The following is a 23,779-nucleotide window of genomic DNA, read 5'->3' on the forward strand; positions in this document are numbered from 1 at the left end:
CTTTCGGCTACCTCACCCCGGCCGAGACCAGGCAGCGGCATCAGCACGCCCTCGCGGCATAACGATCACGTGTCCGAGATCACGGGGAAACTTCAAACTGGGCATGGCCCTGACTCCGGGACCGAACATGATCCACCTTGCCTCTCGCGCGATCACCCAAGGCCGTAGGGCGGGCCTGGTCAGCCTGAGTGGGACCGGGGTGGGATTCCTGTGCTACCTGCTGGCCGCGGCCGCGGGCCTGTCCGCGTTGTTCGCCGCCGTGCCGCTGGCGTTCACGTTGGTCAAGCTCGCCGGGGCCGCCTACCTGGCCTACCTTGCCTGGGGCATGCTCAAGCCCGGTGGCCGCTCGCCCTTCGCCCCGGACCAGGACCTGCCTCCGGTCTCTGACACCCGCCTGTTCTCGATGGGGCTCCTGACCAACCTGCTCAACCCCAAGATCGCTCTCATGTACGCCGCTCTTCTGCCCCAGTTCATGGATCCGCAGGCGGGCCCGGACTGGGCGCAACTGCTCCAGCTCGGTGGTGTGCAGATCATCGTGGGGATCTCCGTGAACGCTCTGATCATGCTGGGCGCAGCCCGGGTTTCGGGGTTTCTGGCCGCCCGGCCCCGCGTGATGACCGCTCAGCGGCTCACATCAGGCGGCTTGCTCGGTGTCTTCGCGCTGCGCACTGCCGTGTCCCGTACGCCTGTGTCGGCCTGAGTCATGGCCGCGCGCAGGTGACACCGGCGCGCGGAGGCGGATTGGCGCGGGCGTCGGCCGCGTGCTTGTGGTGAGGGGGCAGCCGCAGCTGGTGCGGGCGTACGTGCCTTTGGGGGCGAGTCACCCGCCCACTCCTGGTTCACGAACTGCTGCAGAGCCTGCATGCCAGATGGCACTGAGCCGTTCCACCTCCCCAAGCTTCACACCCACCAGCACGCCGTTCACCAGGAAAGATCGGGAGAGCTAACGAAGCACGGCTAGGACGTCAACTGCGCCCGCAGCCACTCCTCCACCTCGCCCACGTGCGCGGCGGCCGCCGCTCGGGCCGCCTCCGGGTCGTGGGCCACCAGTGCGCGATGGATGGCCGCGTGCTCCCTGCGCGTCCGTTCGAACGCGCCTTCCTCCTGATAGCCACGCCACACCCGCGCCCGGAAGGTCCTGGACGACAGGCCCTCCAGGATCGCCGCCATCGTGTCGTTGCCGGCCGCCACCGCGATCTCACGGTGGAAGGCCAGGTCGTGGGCGAGGATCTCCTCGGGGTCGTCGGTGGCGTTCATCGCCGTGAGGTGTTTCTCCACCTCGGCGAGCTGGTCGGGGGTGATGCGGGCGGCGGCCAGCGCGGTCGCCGTGGACTCCAGGATGCGGCGGACCTCCAGGAGCTCCACCAGACGCGGGCCCCGGGACAGGTCGGCGACCACGCCGAAGGTCTCCAGGAGGTCACCGGCCTCCAGTTGGGTGACGTAGATGCCGGAGCCGTGCCGCGCCTCCAGTACCCCCAGGACCGTCAGCGCGCGGATCGCCTCCCGCATCGAACTGCGGGAGATGCCCAGCTGGACCGCCAGATCACGCTCGGTCGGCAGCCGCTGGCCCGGCTCCAGGCGGCCCTCGCCGATCATCGCCTTGATCTGCTCGATGGCGCGCTGCGTCACGGTGCCCTTCTGCGGGGCTGTCTCGTCCACGCCACTCCTCCACTCGCCGGATGCCACCCACCGGGATGCCACCCACCGGTGCGCCGCAGTCTAACCGCCGATGTGGTCGGACCACTATGGCCGGAAGTGGGGAAAATGTGCCGTCGAAGGGTATTGCCAACGGTGAGTGGTCTGATAAGTATGCCGTCATCTGCTCGAACACGCTCATGCTCGACCACGCGAAGCACGCTCAACGAGGAGCCGCCAGATGCCCGGCAGGACAGTGGGGAAGCGGAACAGGTTTCGGATCATCGGCGCGGTGGCCGCGGCCGCGAGCGCCTCGCTCGTGCTCGCCGCGTGCGGCAGCACCAAGGACACCGGCAGCGCCGGCAGCGAGGGAGGCGACGGGACCGGCAAGGTAGGCGTGATCCTGCCGCTGCTGACCTCGCCGTTCTGGCAGTCGTACAACGACTACGTGCCCAAGATGGCCAAGTCCGAGGGGGTGGACACGCTGAAGACGGTCAACTCCAACAGCGACCCCTCCCAGCAGATCACCGACATCAACAACGAGCTCAACCAGGGCGTGAAGGGCCTGGTCGTCGCCCCGCTGGACAGCGCCGCCATCGAGGCCGGCCTCGACCAGGCCGAACGCAAGGGCGTCCCGGTCGTCGCCGTCGACGTGGCCCCCGACAAGGGCAAGGTCGCCATGGTCGTACGCGCGAACAACGTGTCGTACGGCGAGAAGGCCTGCCAGTACCTCGGGGAGAAGATCCCGTCCGGCAAGGTCGTGCAGATCATGGGCGACCTGGCCTCCGTCAACGGCCGCGACCGCTCCGAGGCCTTCCGGGCCTGCGTGAAGAAGAACTTCCCGAAGCTGAAGGTCCTGGAGATCCCCGCCAAGTGGGAGTCCGACACGGCCGCCTCGCAGCTGAGCACCCTCCTGAACGCCAACCCCGACATCAAGGGCATCTACATGCAGGCCGGCGGTGTCTACCTCGCGCCGACCCTGCAGACCCTGAAGTCCAAGGGGATGCTGAAGAAGGCGGGCACCGCGGGCCACATCACCATCGTCTCCAACGACGGCATCCCGCAGGAGTACGACGCCATCCGTAAGGGCGAGATCGACGCCACCGTCTCCCAGCCGGCCGACCTGTACGCCAAGTACGGCATGTACTACATCAAGGCGGCGATGGAGGGTAAGACCTTCAAGCCAGGACCGACCGACCACGACTCCACGATCGTCAAGCTGGCCGGCGGAATCCTGGAGGACCAGCTGCCCGCGCCCCTGGTCACCAAGGACAACGTCGACGACCCCAAGCTGTGGGGCAACACGGTCAAATGAGCACCCCACTCGTTGAGGCTCAGGGGGTCGTCAAACGGTACGGCCCCACCACCGCCCTCGCCGACGGCCGCCTCACCGTCCTGCCCGGCGAGTCCCATGCCCTCGTCGGCCGCAACGGCGCGGGCAAGTCCACCCTCGTCACGATCCTCACCGGTCTCCAGGCCCCCGACGAGGGCACCGTCCGCTTCGACGGCGAGCCCGCGCCACCGCTCGCCGACCGGGACGCCTGGCGGAGCAAGGTCGCCTGCGTCTACCAGAAGCCCACCGTCGTACCCGAGTTGACGGTCGCCGAGAACCTCTTCATCAACCGGCAGCCTCTGGAAAAGGGGTTCATCAGCTGGCGCAGGCTGCGGAAGGAGGCCGCCGAACTCCTCGACACCTGGGACGTGCGCGTCGACCCGGAGGCGCGCACCGCCGACCTCAAGGTCGAGGACCGTCAAATGGTGGAGATCGCAAGGGCGTTGAGCTTCGGCGCCCGCTTCATCGTCCTCGACGAGCCGACCGCGCAGCTCGACAAGCGGGAGATCGAGCGGCTCTTCGGCCGGATGCGCGCGCTCCAGGACTCCGGTGTCACCTTCCTGTTCATCTCGCACCACCTCCAGGAGGTGTACGAGGTGTGCCAGACGGTGACGGTCCTCAGGGACGCCCGCTGGATCACCACGGCACCGGTCGCCGACATGCCCCGGGGGGCCCTGATCGAGGCCATGGCCGGTGAGACCATCGCCGAACAGGCCGTGGACATCAGGGGCGTTGAAGACGGCGCCCCGGTTCTTCTCGACGCCCGGGGCCTGACCTCCGACGCCTACCAGGACGTCGACCTCACCGTCCGTCGCGGCGAGGTCGTCGGTCTCGCCGGCATCAGCGGCAGCGGCAAGATCGAGCTCGCCGAGTCGTTCACGGGACTCCACACGCCGACCGGGGGTACGGCACAACTCGACGGCAGGCCACTGCCGTTCGGCGATGTGCAGGCCTCCTTGCAGGCGGGCGTCGGGTTCGTGCCGCGCGACCGGCACGCCCAGGGCCTGGTCTTCGGCATGACCATCGGCGACAACGCCACTCTCAGCGTCCTGGACCGGCTCGGCCGGTACGGCTTCGTCGGCACCGAGCGCAAACGCGGTTTCGCCACCGAGCTGATCGACCGCCTCGACATCCACACCGAGGGCCCCGAGCAGCCCGTCTCCGACCTGTCCGGAGGCAACGCGCAGAAGGTCGTCATGGCCCGCGCCCTCGCCTCCGACCCCCGTCTGCTGGTGCTCATCAACCCCACCGCGGGCGTCGACGTGAAGTCGAAGGAGTCCCTGCTCTCCCGCGTGGACACCGCCCGCGACGACGGCACGGCGGTCCTCGTCGTCTCCGACGAACTGGACGACCTGCGCCGCTGCGACCGCGTCCTCGTCCTCTTCCACGGCCGCGTGGTCGCCGAGCACCCGGCCGGCTGGCGCGACCACGAGCTGATCGCCTCCATCGAAGGAGTGGACCACCATGGCTGACACCCAGGCGCCGCCGGTGAAGCAGGTGCGGGTGCCCGAGGCGCGGGCGGCCCGGACGGTCCTGCTGCGCCGAGCCCGCGAACTCGCCCTCGTCCCCGCCCTGTTGCTGCTCATGGTGCTCGGCGCGTTCGTCAACGACTCGTTCCTCACCGAGCGCAACCTGATCTCGATCCTCGGCGCCTCGGCCGCCCTCGCGATGGTGGTCCTCGCCGAGTCGCTGGTCCTCATCACCGGCAAGTTCGACCTGTCCCTGGAGTCGGTCGTCGGCATCGCGCCCGCCGTAGGAGCGCTTCTCATCCTGCCGGTCGCCCAGTCCGGCTGGGGCACCGAGTTCCCCGCCGCCCTCGCCCTGCTCGCGGTCCTCGTCGTCGGCGCGGCGGTCGGTGCCTTCAACGGCATCCTGGTCGTCAAGTTCAAGCTCAACGCGTTCATCGTGACGCTCGCGATGCTGATCGTGCTGCGCGGACTGCTCGTCGGCGCGACCAAGGGCAAGACCCTCTTCGGCATGCCGGACAGCTTCTACTCCCTGGCCACGACCACCTTCCTCAACATCCCGATGTCGGTCTGGCTCGCCGCGGTCGCCTTCGCCGTCACCGGGTTCGTGCTCAAGTACCACCGCATCGGCCGCTCCCTGTACGCCATCGGCGGCAACGCCGACGCGGCCCGCGCCGCCGGCATCCGCGTCGAGCGCGTCATGCTGGGCGTCTTCGTCGTGGCCGGTGTCCTCGCCTCCGTCGGCGGGATCATGCAGACCGGCTACGTCGGCGCGATCAGCGCCAACCAGGGCCAGAACATGATCTTCACCGTGTTCGCGGCCGCGGTGATCGGCGGCATCAGCCTCGACGGTGGCAAGGGCACCATGTTCGGCGCCCTGACCGGCGTACTCCTGCTGGGTGTCGTACAGAACCTGCTCACGCTCGCCCAGGTGCCGTCGTTCTGGATCCAGGCCATCTACGGCGGGATCATCCTGGTCGCCCTCATGATCGCCCGTGTGACGACAGGGCGTGCCCAGGACTGAGCCCGCCCGCCCCGTCCCCTACCGAAAGGCCTTCCGTGTCCTCGACCCCCGCCCGCATCACCGCGGTCGACACCTACGACATCCGCTTCCCCACCTCGCGCGAGCTCGACGGCTCCGACGCGATGAACCCGGACCCCGACTACTCGGCGGCCTACGTCGTGCTGCGCACGGATGCGGCCGACGGGCACGAGGGGCACGGATTCACCTTCACCATCGGGCGGGGCAACGAGGTCCAGGTCGCCGCGATCGAGGCGCTGCGCGGGCATGTGGTCGGACGGTCCGTCGAGGAACTGTGCGCGGACCCGGGGACGTTGAACCGCGACCTGATCGGCGACAGCCAGTTGCGCTGGCTCGGACCCGAGAAGGGCGTGATGCACATGGCGATCGGCGCGGTCGTCAACGCCGTGTGGGACCTGGCCGCCAAACGCGCGGACAAGCCGCTGTGGCGGCTGCTGGCCGAGGGCGACCCCGAGTGGCTCGTCGCCCAGATCGACTTCCGCTACCTCACGGACGCGCTCACCCCTGAGGAGGCGCTGGAGATCCTGCGGCGGGGGCGTGCGGGATCGGACGAGCGCGCAGAGAGGCTCTTGGAGCGCGGCTATCCCGCCTACACCACCTCCGCCGGCTGGCTCGGCTACGACGACGAGAAGCTCACCCGGCTCGCCGCCCAGGCCGTCGCCGACGGGTTCCGGCAGATCAAGCTGAAGGTCGGCGCGGACCTGGAGGACGACATACGGCGCTGCCGGGTCGCCCGCCAGGTCGTCGGCCCCGGCATCCGCATGGCGATCGACGCCAACCAGCGCTGGGACGTCGACGAGGCGATCCGCTGGACCAAGGCGCTCGCCGAGTTCGACCCGTACTGGATCGAGGAGCCCACCAGCCCCGACGACATCCTCGGCCACGCGGCCGTCCGCAAGGCGGTCGCCCCGGTGAAGGTCGCCACCGGCGAGCACGTCCAGAACCGGGTGGTCTTCAAGCAGCTCCTCCAGGCGGGCGCGCTGGACGTGGTGCAGATCGACGCGGCCCGCGTCGGCGGGGTGAACGAGAACCTTGCGATCCTCCTCCTCGCCGCCAAGTTCGGCGTGCCGGTCTGCCCGCACGCGGGCGGGGTCGGACTGTGCGAACTCGTCCAGCACCTCTCGATGTTCGACTACGTGGCCCTCACCGGCACCACCGAGAACCGGGTCATCGAGTACGTCGACCATCTGCACGACCACTTCCTCGATGCCGTGGTGATCAGGGACGGCCACTACACGGCACCCACCGCGCCGGGCTTCTCGGCCGCCATGCGCCCCGAGTCCATCGCGCGGTACACGTTCCCGGACGGCGGCTTCTGGGCAGAAGACCTCGCCGATGACGCGCACAAGACCGATGACGCGCACAAGAAGGGACAGGCGGCATGACCGACTTCGAGGGTCTCAAGGCCCTGGTGACCGGCGGGGCCTCCGGTATCGGCCGGGCCACCGCGGAACTCCTCGCCGCCCGCGGCGCCCAGGTCGCCGTCCTGGACCTGGACCCGTCCTCGGTGCAGAAGCCGCTGCTCGCCTACCGCGCCGACGTCACCGACGACGCCTCGGTGCGCGCGGCCGTCGCCGCTGCCGCGGCCGACCTGGGCGGTCTCGATGTCGTGGTCAACAACGCGGGCATCGGCGCCCAGGGCACCGTCGCGGACAACGACGACGAGGAATGGCACCGCGTCCTCGACGTCAACGTCGTCGGCATGGTCCGGGTCGCGCGTGCCGCCCTGCCCCACCTGCGTGAGTCCGCCCATGCGGCGATCGTGAACACCTCCTCCATCGCGGCCACCGCGGGCCTGCCGCAGCGGGCGCTGTACAGCGCGACCAAGGGCGCGGTGTACTCCCTGACCCTCGCCATGGCCGCCGACCACGTCCGCGAGGGCATCCGCGTCAACTGCGTCAACCCCGGCACCGCGGACACCCCGTGGATCGGCCGCCTGCTCTCCAAGGCCCCCGACCCGGCCGCCGAACGCGCCGCCCTGGAGGCCCGTCAGCCCACCGGCCGGCTCGTCTCGGCGGACGAGGTCGCCGGTGCCATCGCCTACTTGGCGAGCCCGCTCTCGGGTGCCACCACCGGCACTTCCCTCGCCGTCGACGGCGGTATGCAGGGCCTGCGCCTGAGGCCGGTGGGCCAGTGAACACGCTCGGCGGCAGCGGCGTCCGGGTCAGCGGACTGGCCTTCGGCGGCGCCGTCATCGGCAACCTCTTCACCGAGGTGACCGACGACCAGGCGCACGAGGCGGTGACTGCGGCCTGGGACAGCGGCATCCGCTACTTCGACACCGCCCCGCACTACGGCCTCGGACTGTCGGAACGGCGGCTGGGGGAGGCCCTGAAGGCCTACCCGCGCGCGGAGTTCACGCTCTCCACGAAGGTGGGCCGCCGACTGGAGCCGGCCACGGACGGCGGTGACGACCTGGCCAACGCCTTCGCGGTGCCCGCCACGCAGCGCAGAGTCTGGGACTTCTCGGCCGACGGCGTACGGCGCACCCTCGACGCCAGCCTCGAACGGCTCGGCCTGGACCGCGTGGACGTCGTCTACCTCCACGACCCCGACGACCACGCCGAAGAGGCCTTCCGTGAGGGTTATCCGGCCCTGGAGAAGCTGCGTTCGCAGGGCGTGGTCGGGGCGATCGGCGCCGGCATGAACCAGGCGGAGATGCTCACCCGCTTCGTGCGCGACACCGACGTCGACGTGGTGCTGTGCGCCGGCCGCTACACCCTGCTCGACCAGAGCGCGCTCACCGAACTGCTGCCCGCCGCGGTGGAGCGAGGGGTGTCGGTGGTCGTCGGCGGTGCCTTCAACTCGGGTCTGCTGGCGGACCCGCGGCCGGGATCGACGTACAACTACGCGCAGGCACCGGGGGACCTGCTCGACCGGGCTCTGCGTATGAAGGAGATCGCCGAGCGGCACGGCATCAGCCTCCGAGCCGCCGCCCTGGCCTTCTGCGCCGCCCATCCGGCCGTCGCGAGCGTCCTGGTGGGTGCCCGCTCGGCCGACGAAGTCCGGGACGCGGCCCACCAGTTCACCACGCCCGTACCCGCGGCCTTCTGGCAGGAGCTTCGGGACAAGGGCCTGCTCACCACCGAGGAGCCGTCATGAGAGTCGCCCTGCACACCAAGGTCCGCGCGGACCGCATCGACGAGTACGAGGCCGCCCACCGCGAGGTGCCCGTCGAACTCACCGACGCCATCCGTGCCGCCGGGGCCACCTCGTGGACGATCTGGCGCAGCGGCACCGACCTCTTCCACGTCCTGGAGTGCGAGGACTACGGCCGCCTCCTCGCCGAACTGGAGAAGCTGCCGGTGAACGTCACGTGGCAGGCCCGTATGGCCGAACTCCTGGACGTGGTGCACGACTACTCCGGCGAGGGCGCCGACGCCGGCCTGCCCGTCGTGTGGGAGCTGCCTTGACGGTCGTGGACGTGCACCACCACGTGTGGGACCTCTCCGTGCGGGACCAGGACTGGATCGCCCCGGACAACCCGCTGCGACGGACCTTCACGATCGAGGACCTGGCACCCGAGGCCCGCGCGGCGGGCGTCGGCCGCACGGTCCTCGTCCAGACGGTCACCGTGCCCGAGGAGACCCCCGAGTTCCTGGCCCTCGCGGCCGAACACGAGCTCATCGCGGGCGTCGTCGGCTGGACCGACCTGACCCGCCCCGACGTCGCCGACGAGCTGACACGGCTGCGCGGACTCCCCGGCGGCCGGTACCTCAAGGGCATCCGCCACCAGGTCCAGGGCGAACCGGACTCCCAGTGGCTGCTGCGCCCGGACGTCCGCCGGGGCCTGGCCGCCGTGGCCGACGCCGGACTGGTCTACGACCTGGTGGTCCTCCCGCACCAACTCCCCGCCTGCGTCCAGGCGGCCCAGTCGCTGCCCGGGCTGACCTTCGTGCTGGACCACTTGGGCAAGCCGCCGATCGCCTCCGGCGCCCTGGAACCCTGGGCGACCGACGTCCGCGCCCTGGCCGCCCTCCCCAACACCGTCTGCAAACTCTCCGGCATGGTCACCGAGGCGGACCTCGCGACCTGGACGACCCACGACCTGCGCCCCTACGCCGACACGGTCCTGAACGCGTTCGGCCCGGACCGCCTGATGTTCGGCTCGGACTGGCCGGTGTGCACGCTCGCGGCAACCTACGGTGAAGTCCTGGACGCTGCCCGACAGTTGACCGGCGGTCACGACAGCGACCAGATCTTCGAGGGCACCGCCGTCCGTGTCTACCACCTCTGAACCGTCTCCGTCAGCCGCGTCGGCGGCAGATACTCCCGCACGTACGTCCGCTCCCAGCACGCCCCCGTCTCCCGCAGCTCCCGCCATGTCGTGTACCGGTACCGGAAGAGGCGGGCCCGCACATAGCGGGGCGGGGCGTCCGCCGGGAACGGCGAGCGGCGCAACAGCCTCAGCGTGGCCGGGTCGTTCTCCAGGAGCCGTTCGACCATCGTGCCGAACCACGACTCGGCGTACGCCGGGGACAGCGCGGCGAACCACATCATCCAGTCCAGGCGCAGATGGTAGGGGGCGAACTGGCGCGGCCAGTGCCGAGGAGCGCCCGGCTTGCCCTTGAACTCGTACTCCAGCCACTCGGAGTCCCTGCGGGGTACCTCGTCCGCCGTGCCCTCGACCACCACCTCGTAGCGGACACGGCTGACGCTGCCGAACGCGCCGTAGGTGTTGACGAGATGGAGCGGGTCGAAGGAGCGGTTCATGATCTGGCGGCGGGAGAGCATGTTGCGGACCGGGTGGTAGCTCAGGCCCAGCAGGAGTGCGGCGACGGCGAGGACCACGACCTCGTACCAGAGCGGGGTGGCGGGCACGTCCGGCGCACGGTGCGGGAGGTCCAGCGCCGGCACGGCCAGGACGATGGTGATCCAGTTCAGCCAGGCGAAGTTGCCCGACAGCACCAGCCACAGCTGGGTCACGATCATCAGGGAAGCGGCCGCCGTGGCGATCGGCTGCGGGGTGAACAGCAGGAAGGGCACGGCGAGTTGGGTGACATGGTTCGCGGCCACCTCCACCCGGTGCAGCGGCCGGGGCAGGTGGTGGAAGAACCAGCTCAGCGGACCCGGCATCGGCTGGGTCTCGTGGTGGTGGTCGAGGCAGGTGAGCTTGCGCCAGCAGGGGTCTCCCCGCATCTTGATCAGGCCCGCGCCGAACTCGACCCTGAACAGGATCCAGCGCAGCAGGAACAACACCAGGACCGGCGGGGCCGCCTCGTCGTTGCCGAGGAACACCGCGAGGAAACCGACCTCGAGGAGCAGGGACTCCCAGCCGAAGCCGTACCAGGTCTGACCCACGTTGACGATCGACAGATACAGCAGCCACGGCACCAGCCAGAGCAGCATCCCGCCCCACAGCGGCAGTCGGGAGTCGAGCCCCGCCGCCAGCGCCACGGCGACAGCGCATCCCGTCCACGCGCACCCCGCGAAGAAGCGGTCCGAGTAGTGGAGTTGGAAGAGGCTGGGCGCCCGCCGGAACGGCACCCGCGCGACAAAACGCGGGACCGGCAGCATCCCGCGCTCCCCGAGCAGCGCCCGGAACTGCAGGGCCGCCGCCAGGAACGCGACGAAGTACAGCCCGGCCAGAGCCCGCTGGAAGACCAGCCGGCTCAGCCAGTACTCGGGTGCGGTGAACCAGTCCACGGCGTGCTCTCCTGCCTCCATTGTCGCGCCGGAACCCTGGGTGACTCTTTGTGTACCTCCCATCCGCTTGCGTAACCCAAGCGGATGAAGTGGACAATAGTGGCAAATCATCCAGTGTGGGGTTCGGTGCCCGCCCCGGTCGAAGAATCGGAGGAATCCTGGCAAGGTGGCCCCATGGTTGATCGGGGAGCGAGCGCCCTGTCACTCCCGGACGACTGGCCCGCCCACCCGGATCCGATCCTGGCGCTCAACCGCATGGGCAGCTTCGACTGGGACCTGGACACCGGCCTGTTCCACATGGACGCCCAGGCCCACGAAGTCTTCGACCTGCGCCCCGACGAATACGACGACAACCCCGTGAGCCTCGCCGTCCGGGTGCCGAGGGCCGAGGCCCACCGGCTTGACGCCCTGGTCTCCCAGGCGATCAAGGACGGCAGCGAGAACTACGGCACCTACTTCCGCCTGCGCTGCCGCGACGGCAGCCTGCGCTGGACCCACACCCAGGGCTACATCCGCCGCGACGAGACGGGCCGCCCGCGCCGGATCGTCGGCATCGTCCGCGACGCCACCCAGGAGATGAGCGAGCTGGAGGCCCGCCGAGAGCAGGCCGCCCAGGACGAGGCCCTGCGCCGGCAGACCAACGTCGTCCAGCTCACCACCGCCGCGCTCGCCCACGCCAGGACCGTCCAGGACGTCATCGACGTCCTCAAGGACACCCACGGCCTCACCCACCTCGGCGCCACCAGCCTGGTCATGGGGCTCGTCGAGGCCGGCCGGATCCGGCTCATCGCGGAGGGCCCCGCGGGCAGTTTCGTGCCCGGCACCGACATCACCCGGATCGACGAGCCGTACCCGATGAGCGAGGTCGTGCGCACGCTCAGCCCGCGGTTCATCGAGTCACCGGAGGAGTTCGCGGACCGCTACCCGATCCTGTGGCCGCACATCACCGGCCTGAACATCACCTCCGCCGCCTATCTGCCGCTCATCGCCGAGGCCCGGCCGATCGGCGCCATGGGCCTGCTCTACAGCGACCGCTACGGCTTCACCCCCGAGGACCGCAACGTCCTCATCGCCCTCGGCAGCAGCATCGCCCAGAGCCTGATGCGGGCCATGCTGTACGAGCAGGAGAAGGACCTCGCCACCGGCCTCCAGCAGGCCATGCTGCCCCGGACCATTCCCAGCGTCCCCGGCGCCGACGTGGCCGTCCGCTACCGGGCCGCCAGTGCCGAGGGCTCGCTGGGCCGGGACATCGGCGGCGACTGGTACGACCTGATCCCGCTGCCCGGCGGCCGCGTCGGCGCCGTCATCGGGGACGTCCAGGGCCACGACACCCACGCCGCCGCCGTCATGGGCCAGCTGCGGATCGTGCTCAGGGCCTACGCGGCCGAGGGGCACACCCCGGCCACGGTGATGGCCCGGGCCTCCGTCTTCCTGCACGAGCTGGACACCGCCCGCTTCGCGACCTGCCTGTACGCCGAGGCCGACCTGTCCACCGGAGTCGTCCAGGTGGTCCGGGCCGGTCACATCGACCCCCTGGTCCGGCAGCCGGACGGCAACTGTCGCCGGGTGACCGTGGAAGGCGGGCTCCCGCTGGGCCTGTCCGCCGAGTTCGGGCAGCTCGACTACGCCGTGACCACCGTGGAACTCGACCCCGGGGCCACCCTGCTGCTGTGCACCGACGGTCTCGTCGAAGAGCCCGGCGCCGACCTCGACGACGGCATGCAGACCCTCACGGACGTCGTCGCCGCCGGCCCCGACGACGTCTGGGAGCTCGCCGACCGGCTCATCGACGTGGCCGAGGAACGCGGCGGCGACGACGACGTGGCCCTGCTCCTGCTGCGCCGCCGCGGCGTGGACGCCCCGCAGGCCGGCAGCCGCCTCCAGCAGCACGTGGCGCCCGGCGACCCCGAGGCCCTCACCCAGGCCCGGCACATGATCCGGGCCGCGGTCGGCGCCTGGGGCGCACGGGAGCGCTGTGACGAGATCGAACTGATCGCCGACGAGCTGATCACCAACGCCCTGATGCACACCGAGGGCTCCGCGATCGTCACCCTGCGGGTTCTGACCCGCTCCGACCGGCGGCTGCGCGTCGAGGTCGAGGACTCCTCCAGCGCCCTGCCACGCCGCCGGGAGGCGGGGGAGTCGGGGGTCTCCGGCCGGGGCCTGCTCCTGGTCGACCTGATCTCCGACGTGTGGGGCGTGGAGGCGCGGGGCGGCGGGAAGTGCGTGTGGTGCGAGTTCGTGGTGCCGGAGCGCGGCTGACCCGGCTGACCACAGCCGCCCCCGGTGGCACTCTGGACGTATGCCGGAACTCCCCGAGGTGGAAGCGCTCAAGGACTTCCTCACCGAGAACCTGGTCGGCCACGAGATCATGCGCGTCCTGCCGGTCGCCATCAGCGTCCTGAAGACGTACGACCCTCCCCTCACCGCCCTCGAGGGCCAAGAGGTGGTCGCCGTGCACCGCCACGGCAAGTTCCTGGACCTGGAGACGCAGGGCGGCCCGCGTTTCGTCACCCACCTGGCCCGCGCGGGCTGGCTGCACTGGAAGGACCGCCTCCCCGACGGCCCGCCCCGACCCGGCAAGGGCCCCCTCGCCCTGCGTGTGGCCTTGGAAACCGGCGCGGGCTTCGACCTCACGGAGGCGGGCACGCAGAAGCGTCTCGCGGTGTACGTCGTACGGGACCCGCAGGAGGTCCCCGGGGTGGCGCGGCTGGGCCCCGACCCCCTGGCCGAGGACTTCGACGAGGCCCGTCTCGCCGCACTGCTCAAGGGCGAACGACGGCAGCTCAAGGGCGCCTTGCGGGACCAGAGCCTGATCGCCGGCGTCGGCAACGCGTACAGCGACGAGATCCTGCACGCCGCGAGGATGTCCCCCTTCAAGCCCACCTCGACCCTCACACCGCAGGAGACCACCCGGCTCTACGAGGCCCTGCGCGCCACCCTCACCGAGGCGGTCGAGCGCTCCCGGGGCGTGGCGGCGGGCCGTCTGAAGGCGGAGAAGAAGTCCGGCCTGCGCGTCCACGGCCGTACCGGCGAGCCCTGCCCCGTGTGCGGCGACACCATTCGCGAGGTCTCCTTCAGCGACTCCTCGCTCCAGTACTGCCCGACCTGCCAGACGGGCGGCAAGCCGCTGGCGGACCGCAGGATGTCCCGACTGCTCAAGTGACCCGACTTGCCGAACCACTGGGCCGGCAGGACGCTGGAAGTATCCGCGCGGACTTCCCATCGGACACCACCCCCGTGGAGGGGCCCATGTCCAGCACAGTGCGCCTGGCCACGTTCAACTGCGAGAACCTGTTCGCGCGTTGGCGCTTCAGGGACAACGTCGATCCGAGCGAGGCCAACACCCGCGGTTGGGTTGTCGACCGCATCAAGTTCCAGGAACTGGGTGTGGAGAGCAAAGCCATCACCGGCAGGGCGATCCGTGATCTGAAGGCGGACGTGATCGCGCTCCAGGAGGTCGAGAACGTCGACACCCTCAAGCACTTCCGCACCGAGTTCCTCGGGGGGAACGCCGAGTACCCCTATGCCGCCGGCGTGGACGGCAACGACCCGCGTCTCATAGACGTAGCCGTGCTCTCCAAACTGCCGATCACACACATCCGTTCGTATCAGCACCTGCGCGACCCGGACGTGCCGACGAAGCAGCTGTTCTCCCGGGACTGCCTGGAGGTCGACGTCAGGGTGTCGCAGAACCTGACGATCACGCTCTTCGTCAACCACCTCAAGTCCATGATGGGCGGCCGCGCCGAAACGCACGGCAAGCGGGTCCGCCAGGCCGCCGAGGTCCTGAAGATCGTCAAGAAACGCTTCGGGACGCGCCCTGGTGACCAGCCGTTCGTCGTGCTGGGGGACCTGAACGACTACCTGGACGAGACCACCGCCATCGAGGACCTCGTCCACTGGTCCCAGGTCGAGAACGTGGTGGAACGGCTGCCCGAGGATGAGCAGTGGACGCACTACTACGACGACAAGGAGGAGTACCGCCAGCTCGACTACCTGCTGCCCTCCACCTCGCTCGCCGCCGCCGTCCAGGGCCCGCCCGTGATCTTCCGAAAAGGGATGCCCCTGCGGGCCACCCAGTACGAGGGCGAGCGCTACGCGGGCGTCGGACAGGACCGGCCGAAGGCCTCGGACCACTGCCCCGCCTACGTCGACTTCGAAGTGACCTGAACTCACTCCGGGCCGGCGTCAGTTGGGATCGAGTGTCACCAGGTGCTCGCCGCCCGACGTCCGCACCTCGTAGTGGTCGATCTGGTCGGCGTGGAAGGTGGAACTGCCCATCATGGTGTTGGCGCCGGTGGCGTGCCCGGTGGCGTTCCAGCCGGTGACCGTCTCCTCCGTGCCGTCACGGCTGATCGCCACGAGGTGACAGGCGCGGGGGCCGGCCTCGTCCTTGACCTGGAGCTCCACCTGGGTGCCCCAGTCCTCGTCCTCCGTGGTGACCTGGGCCCACACGCCGGACTTGGCGTCGGTGGCCTCGACGCTGACGTCCTTGTCGGCGGTGCCGCCCGCCGCCGTGAACGCGAGCGTCGGACCGCCCACCGCGAGGACGACGGAGGCGGCCACGGCGTACAGCAGCCGCCTGCGGCGGGCCCGGTGACGTGCCGCGACCTCGCCGAGGAGACGGTTGAGAAGCTGGGGGCCGGGCTGGGCCATCGGGTGCACGACCCTCGGGGTCGCCCGGCGGTACAGCATCATCTGGCGGGTCACGGGCCCGAACTCCGTCACGTGTGCCGCGCACCTGGGGCACTCCATGAGGTGGTCCTCGAAGCGGAAGGCCTCCGCCTCGTCCAGCACGCCGAGCGCGTACGCGCCGACGTCGCGATGCCTCTCCAAGGACCTCATGCGGAAACCTCGTGCCGTTGAGTGTGGGTGGGGTTACTGCTTGCTCCCACCGGTACGCACCAGCCCGCCGAATCACTCAAGGCGTCCACCGAATCGTGACCAAGGGATTCGGAGCGGTCGGCACCGCGGATTGGTCCGGATCGAAAGGAATCTAGAAAAGGTGGATGGCGAGGTGACCGAGGGGCAGACCGAGCTGCCACGCCGGTGTCCACACCTTCGGACCCTCGTCCTCACCGATCCCCGATCCACCGCCCGGCACGGCGTTCAGATCGGGCGCGAGCAGCTCCGTCTCCTCCAGCCAGCGCCAGGCCGCCGCCGCGAGCTCCAGATCCGGTGAGGGCTCGCCGGTGGCCACCGCCTCGGCGGTCAGCGCGGCCATCCGCTCGCACACCCAGTCCTGCCACGGCTGGTCGTACGCCGTCAGCGACAGCCAGTTCTCCAGCTGGGAGACCACCTGGATGCCGGAGAGCTCGCCTTCGGTGTCGGCGAGGAAAACGGTCAGCGCCAGCGCGTCCCGCCCGGCGCGGAACTCGAAGGACGTCGGCGGCATCAGATCGCCGGACCGCAGCAGCTCGTCGGCGATGTACTCGGCGTACAACCAGGCCATGGGGACGATGAGTTCGCCGCCGCCGGTGCCGTCCGTGCTCTCTTGACCTCTGTGCAGCATCCCTTCCTGCCTTCCTCCGGTGCGTGCGCGTCGCCCGACCCCGGGCCCCCAGTCCGGAACACGGATGAGGACAGCCGATTACTCAACCGGGGTCTTCAGCAAGGCGCTTTACGGAGGTTTGACTTTTCCATTGGTTTCACCGCAGGTCGGCCGCGTATCCCGGAAGCACCCGGCGCAGGGCGCGCAGCGCGTAGTACGCGCGGGACTTCACGGTACCGGGCGGAATCCCCAGGGCTTCGGCGGCCTCAGCCACACTCGCCCCCTGGAAATACACCAGCACCAGGACTTCACGGTGCTCCGGAGTGAGTGTCTTCACAGCCTCGCGTACGTCGAGGGTGGCGGCCGCCCGCTCGGCGTGATCGGCGCACACCCGCGCGTTCTCCAGCACCGCGTCGCCGACCTCGGCCGGACGCGCCTGCCGGGCCCGCCGCGCGTCGATCGCGAGCCGCCGTCCCACGGTCAGCAGCCACGGCCGTACGGAGTCGAAGTCGTCGGCCCGCAGCGCTTCGGGATGCTGCCAGGCGCGTACGAGGGTCTCCTGCACGAGGTCCTCGGCGCGTTGCCGGTCGCCGTCGCTGAGCCGGAGCAGGAGCGCGAAGAGGGGCCGGCCGTGCTCCCGCTGCAGTGCGGCGAGCTCGTGCTCGGCGGTCGTCCCGTGCGTGAGGGTGGTTCCGGCCGTCATGGCCGTATGGCACCTCAGCGCGGGGCCGGGGGACAGGCCACGCACAAGGATCTGCGGCGGACGGTCGATCGCGTCGACGAACGGTTCGATGAACGGTCCCTTCCGCCCCGGAAGGGTCAACAACGCGGTCAGGCCGTTTGCCGACACGAACAAGCTCATACCTATTCGTCAGTAAATATGACCTCAGTGGGGTGAGCTGATGATTGCACGCAGACGGCAGGTTGCCCTGGCCCTCACGGCGCTTCTCGCCGGAGGTGCCGCCTGCCAGGCGCACGACGACGACACGCCCGGCCATCCGGCCCCGTCCGCCGCAGCGCGCGGCTTCACGCTCGTCGCCTCCGGTGACGTCCTGCCGCACAGCTCGATCATCGACCGGGCACGCTTCGACGCGGGCGGGGGCGGCTACGACTTCCGTCCGATGCTCGCCGGCATCCGGTCCGTCGTCTCCCGCGCCGATCTGGCGCTGTGTCACATGGAGACCGTCTACGGCGCGAACGGGAACTACACCGGCTACCCGACCTTCAAGTCGCCGCCCGAGGTGGCCCGGGGGCTCGCCGCCACCGGCTACGACGCCTGCTCCACCGCCTCCAACCACAGCCTCGACGACGGCGCCGACGGCATCCGCCGCACCCTCGACACCCTCGACCGCGAGGGCGTACGGCACGCCGGATCGGCCCGCACCGAGCAGGAGGCGCACACGGTCACCGTCCTGCGCGCCGGCCCGGCGAAGGTCGCCCACCTCGCCTACACCTATGACACCAACGGCTTCCCGCTGCCCCAGGGGCAGCCCTGGGCGGTCAACCTCATGGACGAGAACAAGATCCTCGCGGACGCCCGGGCCGCTCGGCAGGCGGGCGCCGACGTGGTCGTCGTATCGCTGCACTGGGGCACCGAATGGCAGGACGCGCCCGACGAGCAGCAGCAGGCCCTGGCCCGCGACCTGACCGCCGCCCGCACCGGCACCCGCCCCGACGTCGACCTGATCCTCGGCACCCACGCCCATGTCCCGCAGGCGTACGAGAAGGTCAACGGCACCTGGGTGGTCTACGGCATGGGCGACCAGATCGCCGGTGAGATGTTCAACCACGAGGGCGCCCAGGACCCGCGCGGCAACCAGTCCACGCTCGGCCGGTTCACCTTCGCCCCGCCAGCCCGGCCCGGTGAGCGCTGGCGGGTCACGAAGGCGGAGTTCGTGCCGCAGCTGTTCGACGTGGACGCGGGGCGGGTGGTGAACCTCAACCGGGCGATCGCGCAGGGCGCCGATCTGAACGGCGTGCGCGACCGCGTCCGGGAGGTCGTGTTGAGCCGGGGCGCGGGCAAGGACGGGCTCACGATGGGGCAGTAGCTCAGTCCACGTCCACATGGTCGAAGGTCCGCAGCATCTCCTTCAACACACGTACACACGCCCGGAGTTCGGCGTCGGTGAGCTCGCCGCCGCCGACCTGCCGGTTCAGGGCGTGCTCGCGCGCGAGGATCGCGGTGATGACGGCCACGCCCTCGTCCGTGATCCGGATCAGTGAGGACCGCTGGTGGGCGGGGTTGGGTGTGGCCTCCACCCAGCCCCGGTCCATCGCGTCATTGGTCATGCGCTGTACGAACTGCCGGGTCAGCGCCATGATCCGGCCCATCTGAGGAACCGTCATGGGCCCGTACCTGTGCAGCAGGACGAGCACGGAACGCACGCCGACGGACACCCCGCCCACCGCCTCGTCCTGCTCCAGTTTGCGCAGGCCGCGCCGGTAGAGCGCGCCGACCAGGTCGAACACCTCGCTGACCCGGTTGCCGAGATCGTCGGGTGGCAGTGGCTCGTCGATGTCGTTCACCCGCTCATCATGCACCGATTCATCATGACAACCTGGTTGTCAAAGTTCCCTCAATGTGACACCTTGGTTGTCATGACAGCTGCTTCGGAACTGAGCTTCTTCGCATCTGCCGACGGGGACATCGCGTATCTCGACACCGGCGACGGGGACCTCGTGGTCCTGCTCCACTCCGGCTACGTCGACCACCGCCTCTTCGCGGCACAGATCCCGGCCCTCGCCGCCCACCATCGCGTCATCGCCGTGGACGTCCGCGGTCACGGCTGGACCGCCAACGCCACCAAGCCCTTCCGCTGGGCCGACGACCTCGCCGACCTGCTGCGCCACCTGGACGCGGGGCCCGCGGTCCTGGTCGGTGTCTCGATGGGCGGCGCCATCGCCGGTGACATGGCGATCGAGTATCCGGAACTGGTCCGCGGGATCGTGATGAGCGGCGCCTCGGTCAGCGACTTCCAGTACACCTACGAGACGACCCGCGCGGTCGTGGCCGAGTCGCAGCGGACCCTGTACTCGGGTGACATCGAGGCCTGGCTGAAGGTGTTCCTCCGGTCCGTCGCGGGCCCCTTCCGGGAGGCCGACGAGACGGACCCGCGCATCCTGGACCACCTGCGCGACATGGCCCTGCACACCGTCGCCAAGCACACACTGGACGAACCGAACTGGCACGTACCCATGACCGACACCTGGGCCCGGGTCCCGAAGATCGACGTCCCGGTGCTCATGGTCAACGGCGTGCTCGACTCGCCCGACCTGATCGCCGACGCGGAACTCTTCGCCGCCACCGCCCAGAACGGCCGCTCGGTCCTGGTGGAGGGCACCTCGCACTTCCCGAACCTGGAGAAGCCCGAGGAGTTCAACGCGATCGTGCTGGAGTTCCTGCGCTCGCTCTGATGCTCCTGACGGTTCCTGAGACCCCTACGGCACCACCGTCACCGGCCACCGCCCCGCCTTGACCAGCCGCACCGCCACGGAGCCGACGATCCGGTGGCCGGCCTGTTCCGAGGCGCCTACGACCACCGCGTCGGCCTTGAGCTCGTCCGCGGCCTTCGTCAGGCCGCTGTAGGGGTCGCCGCGGAAGGTGTGGAACTCCCAGCGCACATCGAATATCCCCTTGTTCTGCTCCGTCGCGAGCCGGATCTGGGCGACCAGGTCCTCGGCGATCTCGTCGGTGGTCTCGGCGACCGGCGCTCCGATCGCGGCGCCCGCTGCGATCACCGGCTGGACGTAGACCACGGCGAGCAGCGCGTGCTGCCGCCGGGCCAGACCTCCGGCGTACGCGGCGGCGCGGAGCGAGGAGTCGGAGCCGTCCACGCCGACGACGATCACCTTCGGGCCGTCCGTACCCCGCTCGAACTGGTGCGCATGCTGTTCCGTCACGGCTGTGAGGCTATCGGAAGCCGCAGGTCCGGACGGCGTACGGGACCGTCGGGCGCCGGAACGTGGCGTGAAGCCGCCGGGTGCGCCGCCAGCGCCGTTCCGCTGGGCCGGGTGGGTGTATTCGTGCCGCCGCACCGGTGTTGCTGAGGTGCGTCGGCGGTCCGCCGGGCGACTGATGAGTCATGACGAAGGATCAGTTGCTCACACGGCTGTCGTCGACGGCGGCGGTGCTCACCCGGCGCCGGGCCCTGCTGGCCGGCGCCGCGGTCGGGGCCGCCGGCACGGCCGGAGTGCTCGCGGCGGTCATGGGCGAGGACCCGGTCCGCCCGGCCCTCCGCGCCGCCGGCCCCCCGGCCGTGGCCCGTCCCCTCAAACCCTCCGCCTACCGCCTGCAGCCCCTCACCGGTTACGGCACGCCGCACGCCGCCCACCGCAAGACGCTCGTGCGTCACGAGCCGTTGCTGAAGGTGTCCGGACGCGGCCGGACCATGGTGCTGACCTTCGACGACGGACCCGACCCCCGCTACACCCCGCACATCCTGGACACCCTGGCCGAGTACGACGTACGCGCGATGTTCTTCGTGTGCGGCGAGATGGCCGTCGACAACAAGGACCTGCTGGCCCGCATGGCCGACGAGGGACACGTCGTCGGCAACCACACCTGGTCGCACCCGCTGCTCACCCGGCTCACCCGTTCCCGTATCCGCTCCGAGATGGAACGCACCTGCGACGTCATCGAGGACGCCTACGGGGAGCGGCCGGAATGGTTCCGTGCCCCCTACGGCGCCTGGAACCGCGCGGCCTTCCAGATCGGCGCCGAACTCGGTATGGACCCCCTCGCCTGGACCGTCGACACCCTCGACTGGTCCAGGCCGGGCACCCGCAGCATCGTCGGCCGGGTGGAGAACGGCGCCGCCCCCGGCGTCGTGGTGCTCTCGCACGACGCCGGGGGCGACCGTTCCCAGAGTGTCCGGGCGCTGCGCGACTATCTTCCGCAGCTGCTCGATTCCGGCTATCACGTCACCGTTCCGCGACGACAGTACGCATAGCCGGAATGCGCCCGCCGGGTCGGGGAACGCTCAGCGGACCTCGACCAGGCGGGCGAAGGCGACGACATTGCCGGCGTATCCGGTCTGCTTGGAGAAACCGCCCCCGCAGGTGATGACCCGCAATTCGGGGGTGCCCTTGGAACCGTAGACACGGTCGCCGGGGAAGTTGTTCTTCTCGAAGACCTCGATGCCGTAGATCTCGAAGACCGCTGTCTTTCCGTCCTGGCGCCTGATCTCGACGCGATTTCCCTTCTTCAGGGCCCCGAGTCCGTAGAACACGGCGGGGCCCTGCTTGTTGTCGACATGTCCCACGACGACGGCGGTGCCCTTCTCGCCGGGTGAGACCGCGCCGGTGAACCAGCCCGCCAGGTTCGGGTCCTCCGGCGGCGGCGCGCCGACCCAGCCGTCCGCGTCCAGACCGACCGGCAGCACCGGGGCGTCGACCCGGATCGCGGGGATGGAGACCCGGTCGGGCACGGAGTACGACAGGGGAGCGGGGGCGTTGCCGAAGACCGTGCCGTGCGCCCGGCTGTCCGCCGCGGCCGCCGACGCGGGCTGCGGCGGGCCGACGTCGAACTCCCCCGAACCGTTCCGGATGAGCGCGAGGCCGGTCAGCAGAACAAGCGCTATCACGCCCCAGGGAGCGCGCTTCTTCCGCTGCTCCTCCTCTTCGGCCAGACCGGCCAACTCGGACGCAGACATTGACTTCCCCTCTCGACGCAGCCGTCGCCACGTCATTCGCGCATACGAGAACGCTAAGTGCCGCGCGCGAATGCGGCGACGGGGCCGAGGCGAACGGGTGGCCCCCCGAATACGCGTGGTGCGCCATCCGAGTTGCCGTGAACAGGAATTTTCTGACGGTCCGTGACCTGCGGAGATATCCGATTGTGCGCTTTTCGTTCGGCGTGTCCTCTCACCAGGACGGACCATCGCCGAAATGCGAGTCCGCGCAAGGCATCTGAGGGTCTGTCTGGGAGGCGCTTTCTCGCCGATCAACCGGGGACCGTTCCCGGGGTGCCTCCCGCGGAGGATCACATGCGTACTACTCGTGCCCTGGCGGCCACAGGCGCCGCCGTCGCCGTACTCGGACTCGCCGCCCCGGCGGCCGTCGCGCGGGACGGCATGAACCTGAGCCCGAGCAACGTCGTCGCCCTGCCCAGCGTCATCGCCCGTGGTGGGCAGCTGACGATCACCGTGAACAACTGCACGGCCCCCGCCACCGCGAGCTCGGACGCGTTCCGGCGGGTCACGCTGAGCGTGGGCGCCAACAACCTCGCGACCGGTACCGCGACGGTCAACCGGAACGCGCGCACGGGATCGCACAGCATCAGCGTGGTGTGCGGCAACGGCACCGTCATCAACCCGACGGCCTTCACCGTCATCGGCGGCGTCCGCGGCGGTCTCGGCGGCAGCAGCTCCACCGGGGCCACCCCGACGGACATGGCCATCGGCGGCGGTCTGGTGGCCCTCGCGGTCATCGGCGGCGGCGTCTTCTGGATGCGTCGGCGGTCCGAGCGGCACATCTGATCCCCGCCCCCTTCGGAGATCGGTGACCGCACGTCACACGGCCTTCCACCCCGTCCCTCGCGGGATCCGGGGCGGAAGGCCGTGTCCGGTTCAGGCGCCGTCCTCGCCGCTGCGGCGACGGGAGAAGTGGTGCGCCGCCCCGATCGAGCCCGCGATCAGCGCGGCACCGATGCCGATCTCCTTGAGGTCGAATCCGGCGAAACTGCCGCCCTCACCGGCGTGTACACCCCGGCCGGGGTAGAGCGGCTCCGGTGTGGGGCCGACCGGACGGCCGCCGGCGATGGTCAGGCTCGTGGACCCGCTCACGCCGTCACACGTGAACGTCACCTGGTAGGCGGCCCCGGGTCTGGCGTCCCAGTCGACGACGGCGATCGCCCGGCTCCGGTTCGAGGGGATGGTGATGGTGTCGAAGACCGCCGAAGTGACGGTCGCCGAGCCCTTGCAGCCGCCGTGGTCCCGTTCGAGCAGCAACGTCACCTGTCCGCCCGCGGCGACGGTCGACGGCTGGACGCTGAAGCCGAAGGGCGTGATGTTGTCGCTCTTCGCCACGGCGGCCGGTGCGGAGAAGGTCAGGGCGGTCACACCCAGCAGAGCGGCCGAAGCGACGCGTATCGCGCGCATGGTGGTTCCTCCGGTCCCCGAGGAGCAGCTGCGGACCTGTTCCGCCTACGTGAGAAATGCACCTCG

25 protein-coding genes are annotated in these 23,779 nt (G+C 70.1%); 16 read left to right on the forward strand and 9 right to left on the reverse strand.

The window, feature by feature from the left end:
- The first annotated feature begins 103 nt into the window (after nt 1–103).
- Entirely contained in the window at nt 104–700 is a 597-nt protein-coding gene (locus tag AB0D34_RS43455; protein ID WP_362672794.1) for a LysE family translocator, read from the forward strand.
- Nucleotides 701–957: 257 nt separating this feature from the next.
- Here the strand turns inward: AB0D34_RS43455 and AB0D34_RS43460 are convergent, their stop codons facing one another.
- On the reverse strand, nt 958–1,659 hold the full coding sequence (locus tag AB0D34_RS43460; protein ID WP_362672796.1) for a FadR/GntR family transcriptional regulator: 702 nt from the start codon (nt 1,657–1,659) through the stop codon (nt 958–960).
- Nucleotides 1,660–1,876: 217 nt separating this feature from the next.
- Here AB0D34_RS43460 and AB0D34_RS43465 point away from each other — a divergent pair, with 217 nt between their 5' ends.
- From AB0D34_RS43465 to AB0D34_RS43500, 8 genes are read left to right on the forward strand one after another with little or no spacing between them, the layout of a single operon-like run.
- A complete protein-coding gene (locus AB0D34_RS43465) occupies nt 1,877–2,950 on the forward strand; it encodes a sugar ABC transporter substrate-binding protein (protein ID WP_362672799.1) in 1,074 nt (357 codons plus the stop codon).
- On the forward strand, nt 2,947–4,440 hold the full coding sequence (locus AB0D34_RS43470; protein WP_362672801.1) for a sugar ABC transporter ATP-binding protein: 1,494 nt from the start codon (nt 2,947–2,949) through the stop codon (nt 4,438–4,440). Before AB0D34_RS43465 ends, AB0D34_RS43470 begins: the two co-directional genes overlap by 4 nt.
- A complete protein-coding gene (locus AB0D34_RS43475; RefSeq protein WP_362672803.1) occupies nt 4,433–5,458 on the forward strand; it encodes an ABC transporter permease in 1,026 nt (341 codons plus the stop codon). The genes AB0D34_RS43470 and AB0D34_RS43475 overlap by 8 nt, the downstream gene beginning before the upstream one ends.
- 35 nt (nt 5,459–5,493) lie before the next feature.
- Nucleotides 5,494–6,861, forward strand: a complete 1,368-nt coding sequence (locus AB0D34_RS43480) for an L-fuconate dehydratase (protein WP_362672806.1) — start codon at nt 5,494–5,496, stop codon at nt 6,859–6,861.
- Nucleotides 6,858–7,613 carry an SDR family oxidoreductase gene (locus tag AB0D34_RS43485; protein WP_362672808.1) on the forward strand — a complete coding sequence of 252 codons (756 nt, stop codon included), beginning with the start codon at nt 6,858–6,860 and terminating at the stop codon, nt 7,611–7,613. Before AB0D34_RS43480 ends, AB0D34_RS43485 begins: the two co-directional genes overlap by 4 nt.
- On the forward strand, nt 7,610–8,578 hold the full coding sequence (locus AB0D34_RS43490) for an aldo/keto reductase (protein ID WP_362672810.1): 969 nt from the start codon (nt 7,610–7,612) through the stop codon (nt 8,576–8,578). Before AB0D34_RS43485 ends, AB0D34_RS43490 begins: the two co-directional genes overlap by 4 nt.
- The gene (locus AB0D34_RS43495; protein ID WP_362672812.1) at nt 8,575–8,889 is read left to right on the forward strand and encodes an L-rhamnose mutarotase; all 315 of its coding nucleotides are present in this window, start codon (nt 8,575–8,577) and stop codon (nt 8,887–8,889) included. The genes AB0D34_RS43490 and AB0D34_RS43495 overlap by 4 nt, the downstream gene beginning before the upstream one ends.
- Complete coding sequence (locus AB0D34_RS43500; protein WP_362672815.1) at nt 8,886–9,713, forward strand: amidohydrolase family protein; 828 nt, start codon at nt 8,886–8,888, stop codon at nt 9,711–9,713. Before AB0D34_RS43495 ends, AB0D34_RS43500 begins: the two co-directional genes overlap by 4 nt.
- On the opposite strand, the gene AB0D34_RS43505 is transcribed toward AB0D34_RS43500, so the two are convergent.
- Entirely contained in the window at nt 9,701–11,122 is a 1,422-nt protein-coding gene (locus tag AB0D34_RS43505; RefSeq protein WP_362672818.1) for a lipase maturation factor family protein, read from the reverse strand. The genes AB0D34_RS43500 and AB0D34_RS43505 overlap by 13 nt on opposite strands.
- Before the next feature lie 174 nt (nt 11,123–11,296).
- Here AB0D34_RS43505 and AB0D34_RS43510 point away from each other — a divergent pair, with 174 nt between their 5' ends.
- From AB0D34_RS43510 to AB0D34_RS43520, 3 genes are all read left to right on the forward strand, one after another.
- Nucleotides 11,297–13,384 carry a SpoIIE family protein phosphatase gene (locus AB0D34_RS43510; RefSeq protein WP_362672820.1) on the forward strand — a complete coding sequence of 696 codons (2,088 nt, stop codon included), beginning with the start codon at nt 11,297–11,299 and terminating at the stop codon, nt 13,382–13,384.
- A gap of 40 nt (nt 13,385–13,424) precedes the next feature.
- Nucleotides 13,425–14,288 carry a DNA-formamidopyrimidine glycosylase family protein gene (locus AB0D34_RS43515; protein WP_362672822.1) on the forward strand — a complete coding sequence of 288 codons (864 nt, stop codon included), beginning with the start codon at nt 13,425–13,427 and terminating at the stop codon, nt 14,286–14,288.
- A gap of 86 nt (nt 14,289–14,374) precedes the next feature.
- Nucleotides 14,375–15,295, forward strand: a complete 921-nt coding sequence (locus AB0D34_RS43520; RefSeq protein ID WP_362672824.1) for an endonuclease/exonuclease/phosphatase family protein — start codon at nt 14,375–14,377, stop codon at nt 15,293–15,295.
- A gap of 18 nt (nt 15,296–15,313) precedes the next feature.
- On the opposite strand, the gene AB0D34_RS43525 is transcribed toward AB0D34_RS43520, so the two are convergent.
- From AB0D34_RS43525 to AB0D34_RS43535, 3 genes are all read right to left on the reverse strand, one after another.
- Nucleotides 15,314–15,970 (reverse strand): zf-HC2 domain-containing protein, encoded by a 657-nt coding sequence (locus tag AB0D34_RS43525; RefSeq protein WP_362672826.1) that lies wholly within the window; start codon nt 15,968–15,970, stop codon nt 15,314–15,316.
- 151 nt (nt 15,971–16,121) lie between these two features.
- Nucleotides 16,122–16,637, reverse strand: a complete 516-nt coding sequence (locus AB0D34_RS43530; protein ID WP_362672829.1) for a hypothetical protein — start codon at nt 16,635–16,637, stop codon at nt 16,122–16,124.
- A 136-nt stretch (nt 16,638–16,773) separates the two neighbouring features.
- The gene (locus tag AB0D34_RS43535; RefSeq protein ID WP_362672832.1) at nt 16,774–17,319 is read right to left on the reverse strand and encodes a sigma-70 family RNA polymerase sigma factor; all 546 of its coding nucleotides are present in this window, start codon (nt 17,317–17,319) and stop codon (nt 16,774–16,776) included.
- Between the two features lie 199 nt (nt 17,320–17,518).
- Here AB0D34_RS43535 and AB0D34_RS43540 point away from each other — a divergent pair, with 199 nt between their 5' ends.
- Entirely contained in the window at nt 17,519–18,664 is a 1,146-nt protein-coding gene (locus tag AB0D34_RS43540) for a CapA family protein (RefSeq protein ID WP_362672834.1), read from the forward strand.
- Between the two features lies 1 nt (nt 18,665).
- Here AB0D34_RS43540 and AB0D34_RS43545 read toward each other — a convergent pair whose 3' ends face one another.
- The gene (locus AB0D34_RS43545) at nt 18,666–19,142 is read right to left on the reverse strand and encodes a MarR family winged helix-turn-helix transcriptional regulator (protein ID WP_362672837.1); all 477 of its coding nucleotides are present in this window, start codon (nt 19,140–19,142) and stop codon (nt 18,666–18,668) included.
- Between the two features lie 72 nt (nt 19,143–19,214).
- Here AB0D34_RS43545 and AB0D34_RS43550 point away from each other — a divergent pair, with 72 nt between their 5' ends.
- On the forward strand, nt 19,215–20,030 hold the full coding sequence (locus tag AB0D34_RS43550; RefSeq protein ID WP_362672840.1) for an alpha/beta hydrolase: 816 nt from the start codon (nt 19,215–19,217) through the stop codon (nt 20,028–20,030).
- A 24-nt stretch (nt 20,031–20,054) separates the two neighbouring features.
- Here AB0D34_RS43550 and AB0D34_RS43555 read toward each other — a convergent pair whose 3' ends face one another.
- Nucleotides 20,055–20,516 carry a universal stress protein gene (locus AB0D34_RS43555; RefSeq protein ID WP_362672842.1) on the reverse strand — a complete coding sequence of 154 codons (462 nt, stop codon included), beginning with the start codon at nt 20,514–20,516 and terminating at the stop codon, nt 20,055–20,057.
- Between the two features lie 182 nt (nt 20,517–20,698).
- Between AB0D34_RS43555 and AB0D34_RS43560 the strand changes: the two genes are divergently transcribed.
- Nucleotides 20,699–21,565: a polysaccharide deacetylase family protein gene (locus AB0D34_RS43560; RefSeq protein WP_362672845.1), complete on the forward strand. Its 867-nt coding sequence runs from the start codon at nt 20,699–20,701 to the stop codon at nt 21,563–21,565.
- Between the two features lie 30 nt (nt 21,566–21,595).
- Here the strand turns inward: AB0D34_RS43560 and AB0D34_RS43565 are convergent, their stop codons facing one another.
- Nucleotides 21,596–22,267, reverse strand: a complete 672-nt coding sequence (locus AB0D34_RS43565; RefSeq protein WP_362672847.1) for a class F sortase — start codon at nt 22,265–22,267, stop codon at nt 21,596–21,598.
- A gap of 333 nt (nt 22,268–22,600) precedes the next feature.
- Here AB0D34_RS43565 and AB0D34_RS43570 point away from each other — a divergent pair, with 333 nt between their 5' ends.
- Nucleotides 22,601–23,092 (forward strand): hypothetical protein, encoded by a 492-nt coding sequence (locus AB0D34_RS43570; RefSeq protein WP_362672849.1) that lies wholly within the window; start codon nt 22,601–22,603, stop codon nt 23,090–23,092.
- Between the two features lie 90 nt (nt 23,093–23,182).
- On the opposite strand, the gene AB0D34_RS43575 is transcribed toward AB0D34_RS43570, so the two are convergent.
- A complete protein-coding gene (locus AB0D34_RS43575; RefSeq protein ID WP_362672851.1) occupies nt 23,183–23,713 on the reverse strand; it encodes a hypothetical protein in 531 nt (176 codons plus the stop codon).
- Between the last annotated feature and the right edge of the window lie 66 nt (nt 23,714–23,779).

This window comes from Streptomyces sp. NPDC048420, from assembly GCF_040651535.1.
Classification (GTDB): domain Bacteria; phylum Actinomycetota; class Actinomycetes; order Streptomycetales; family Streptomycetaceae; genus Streptomyces.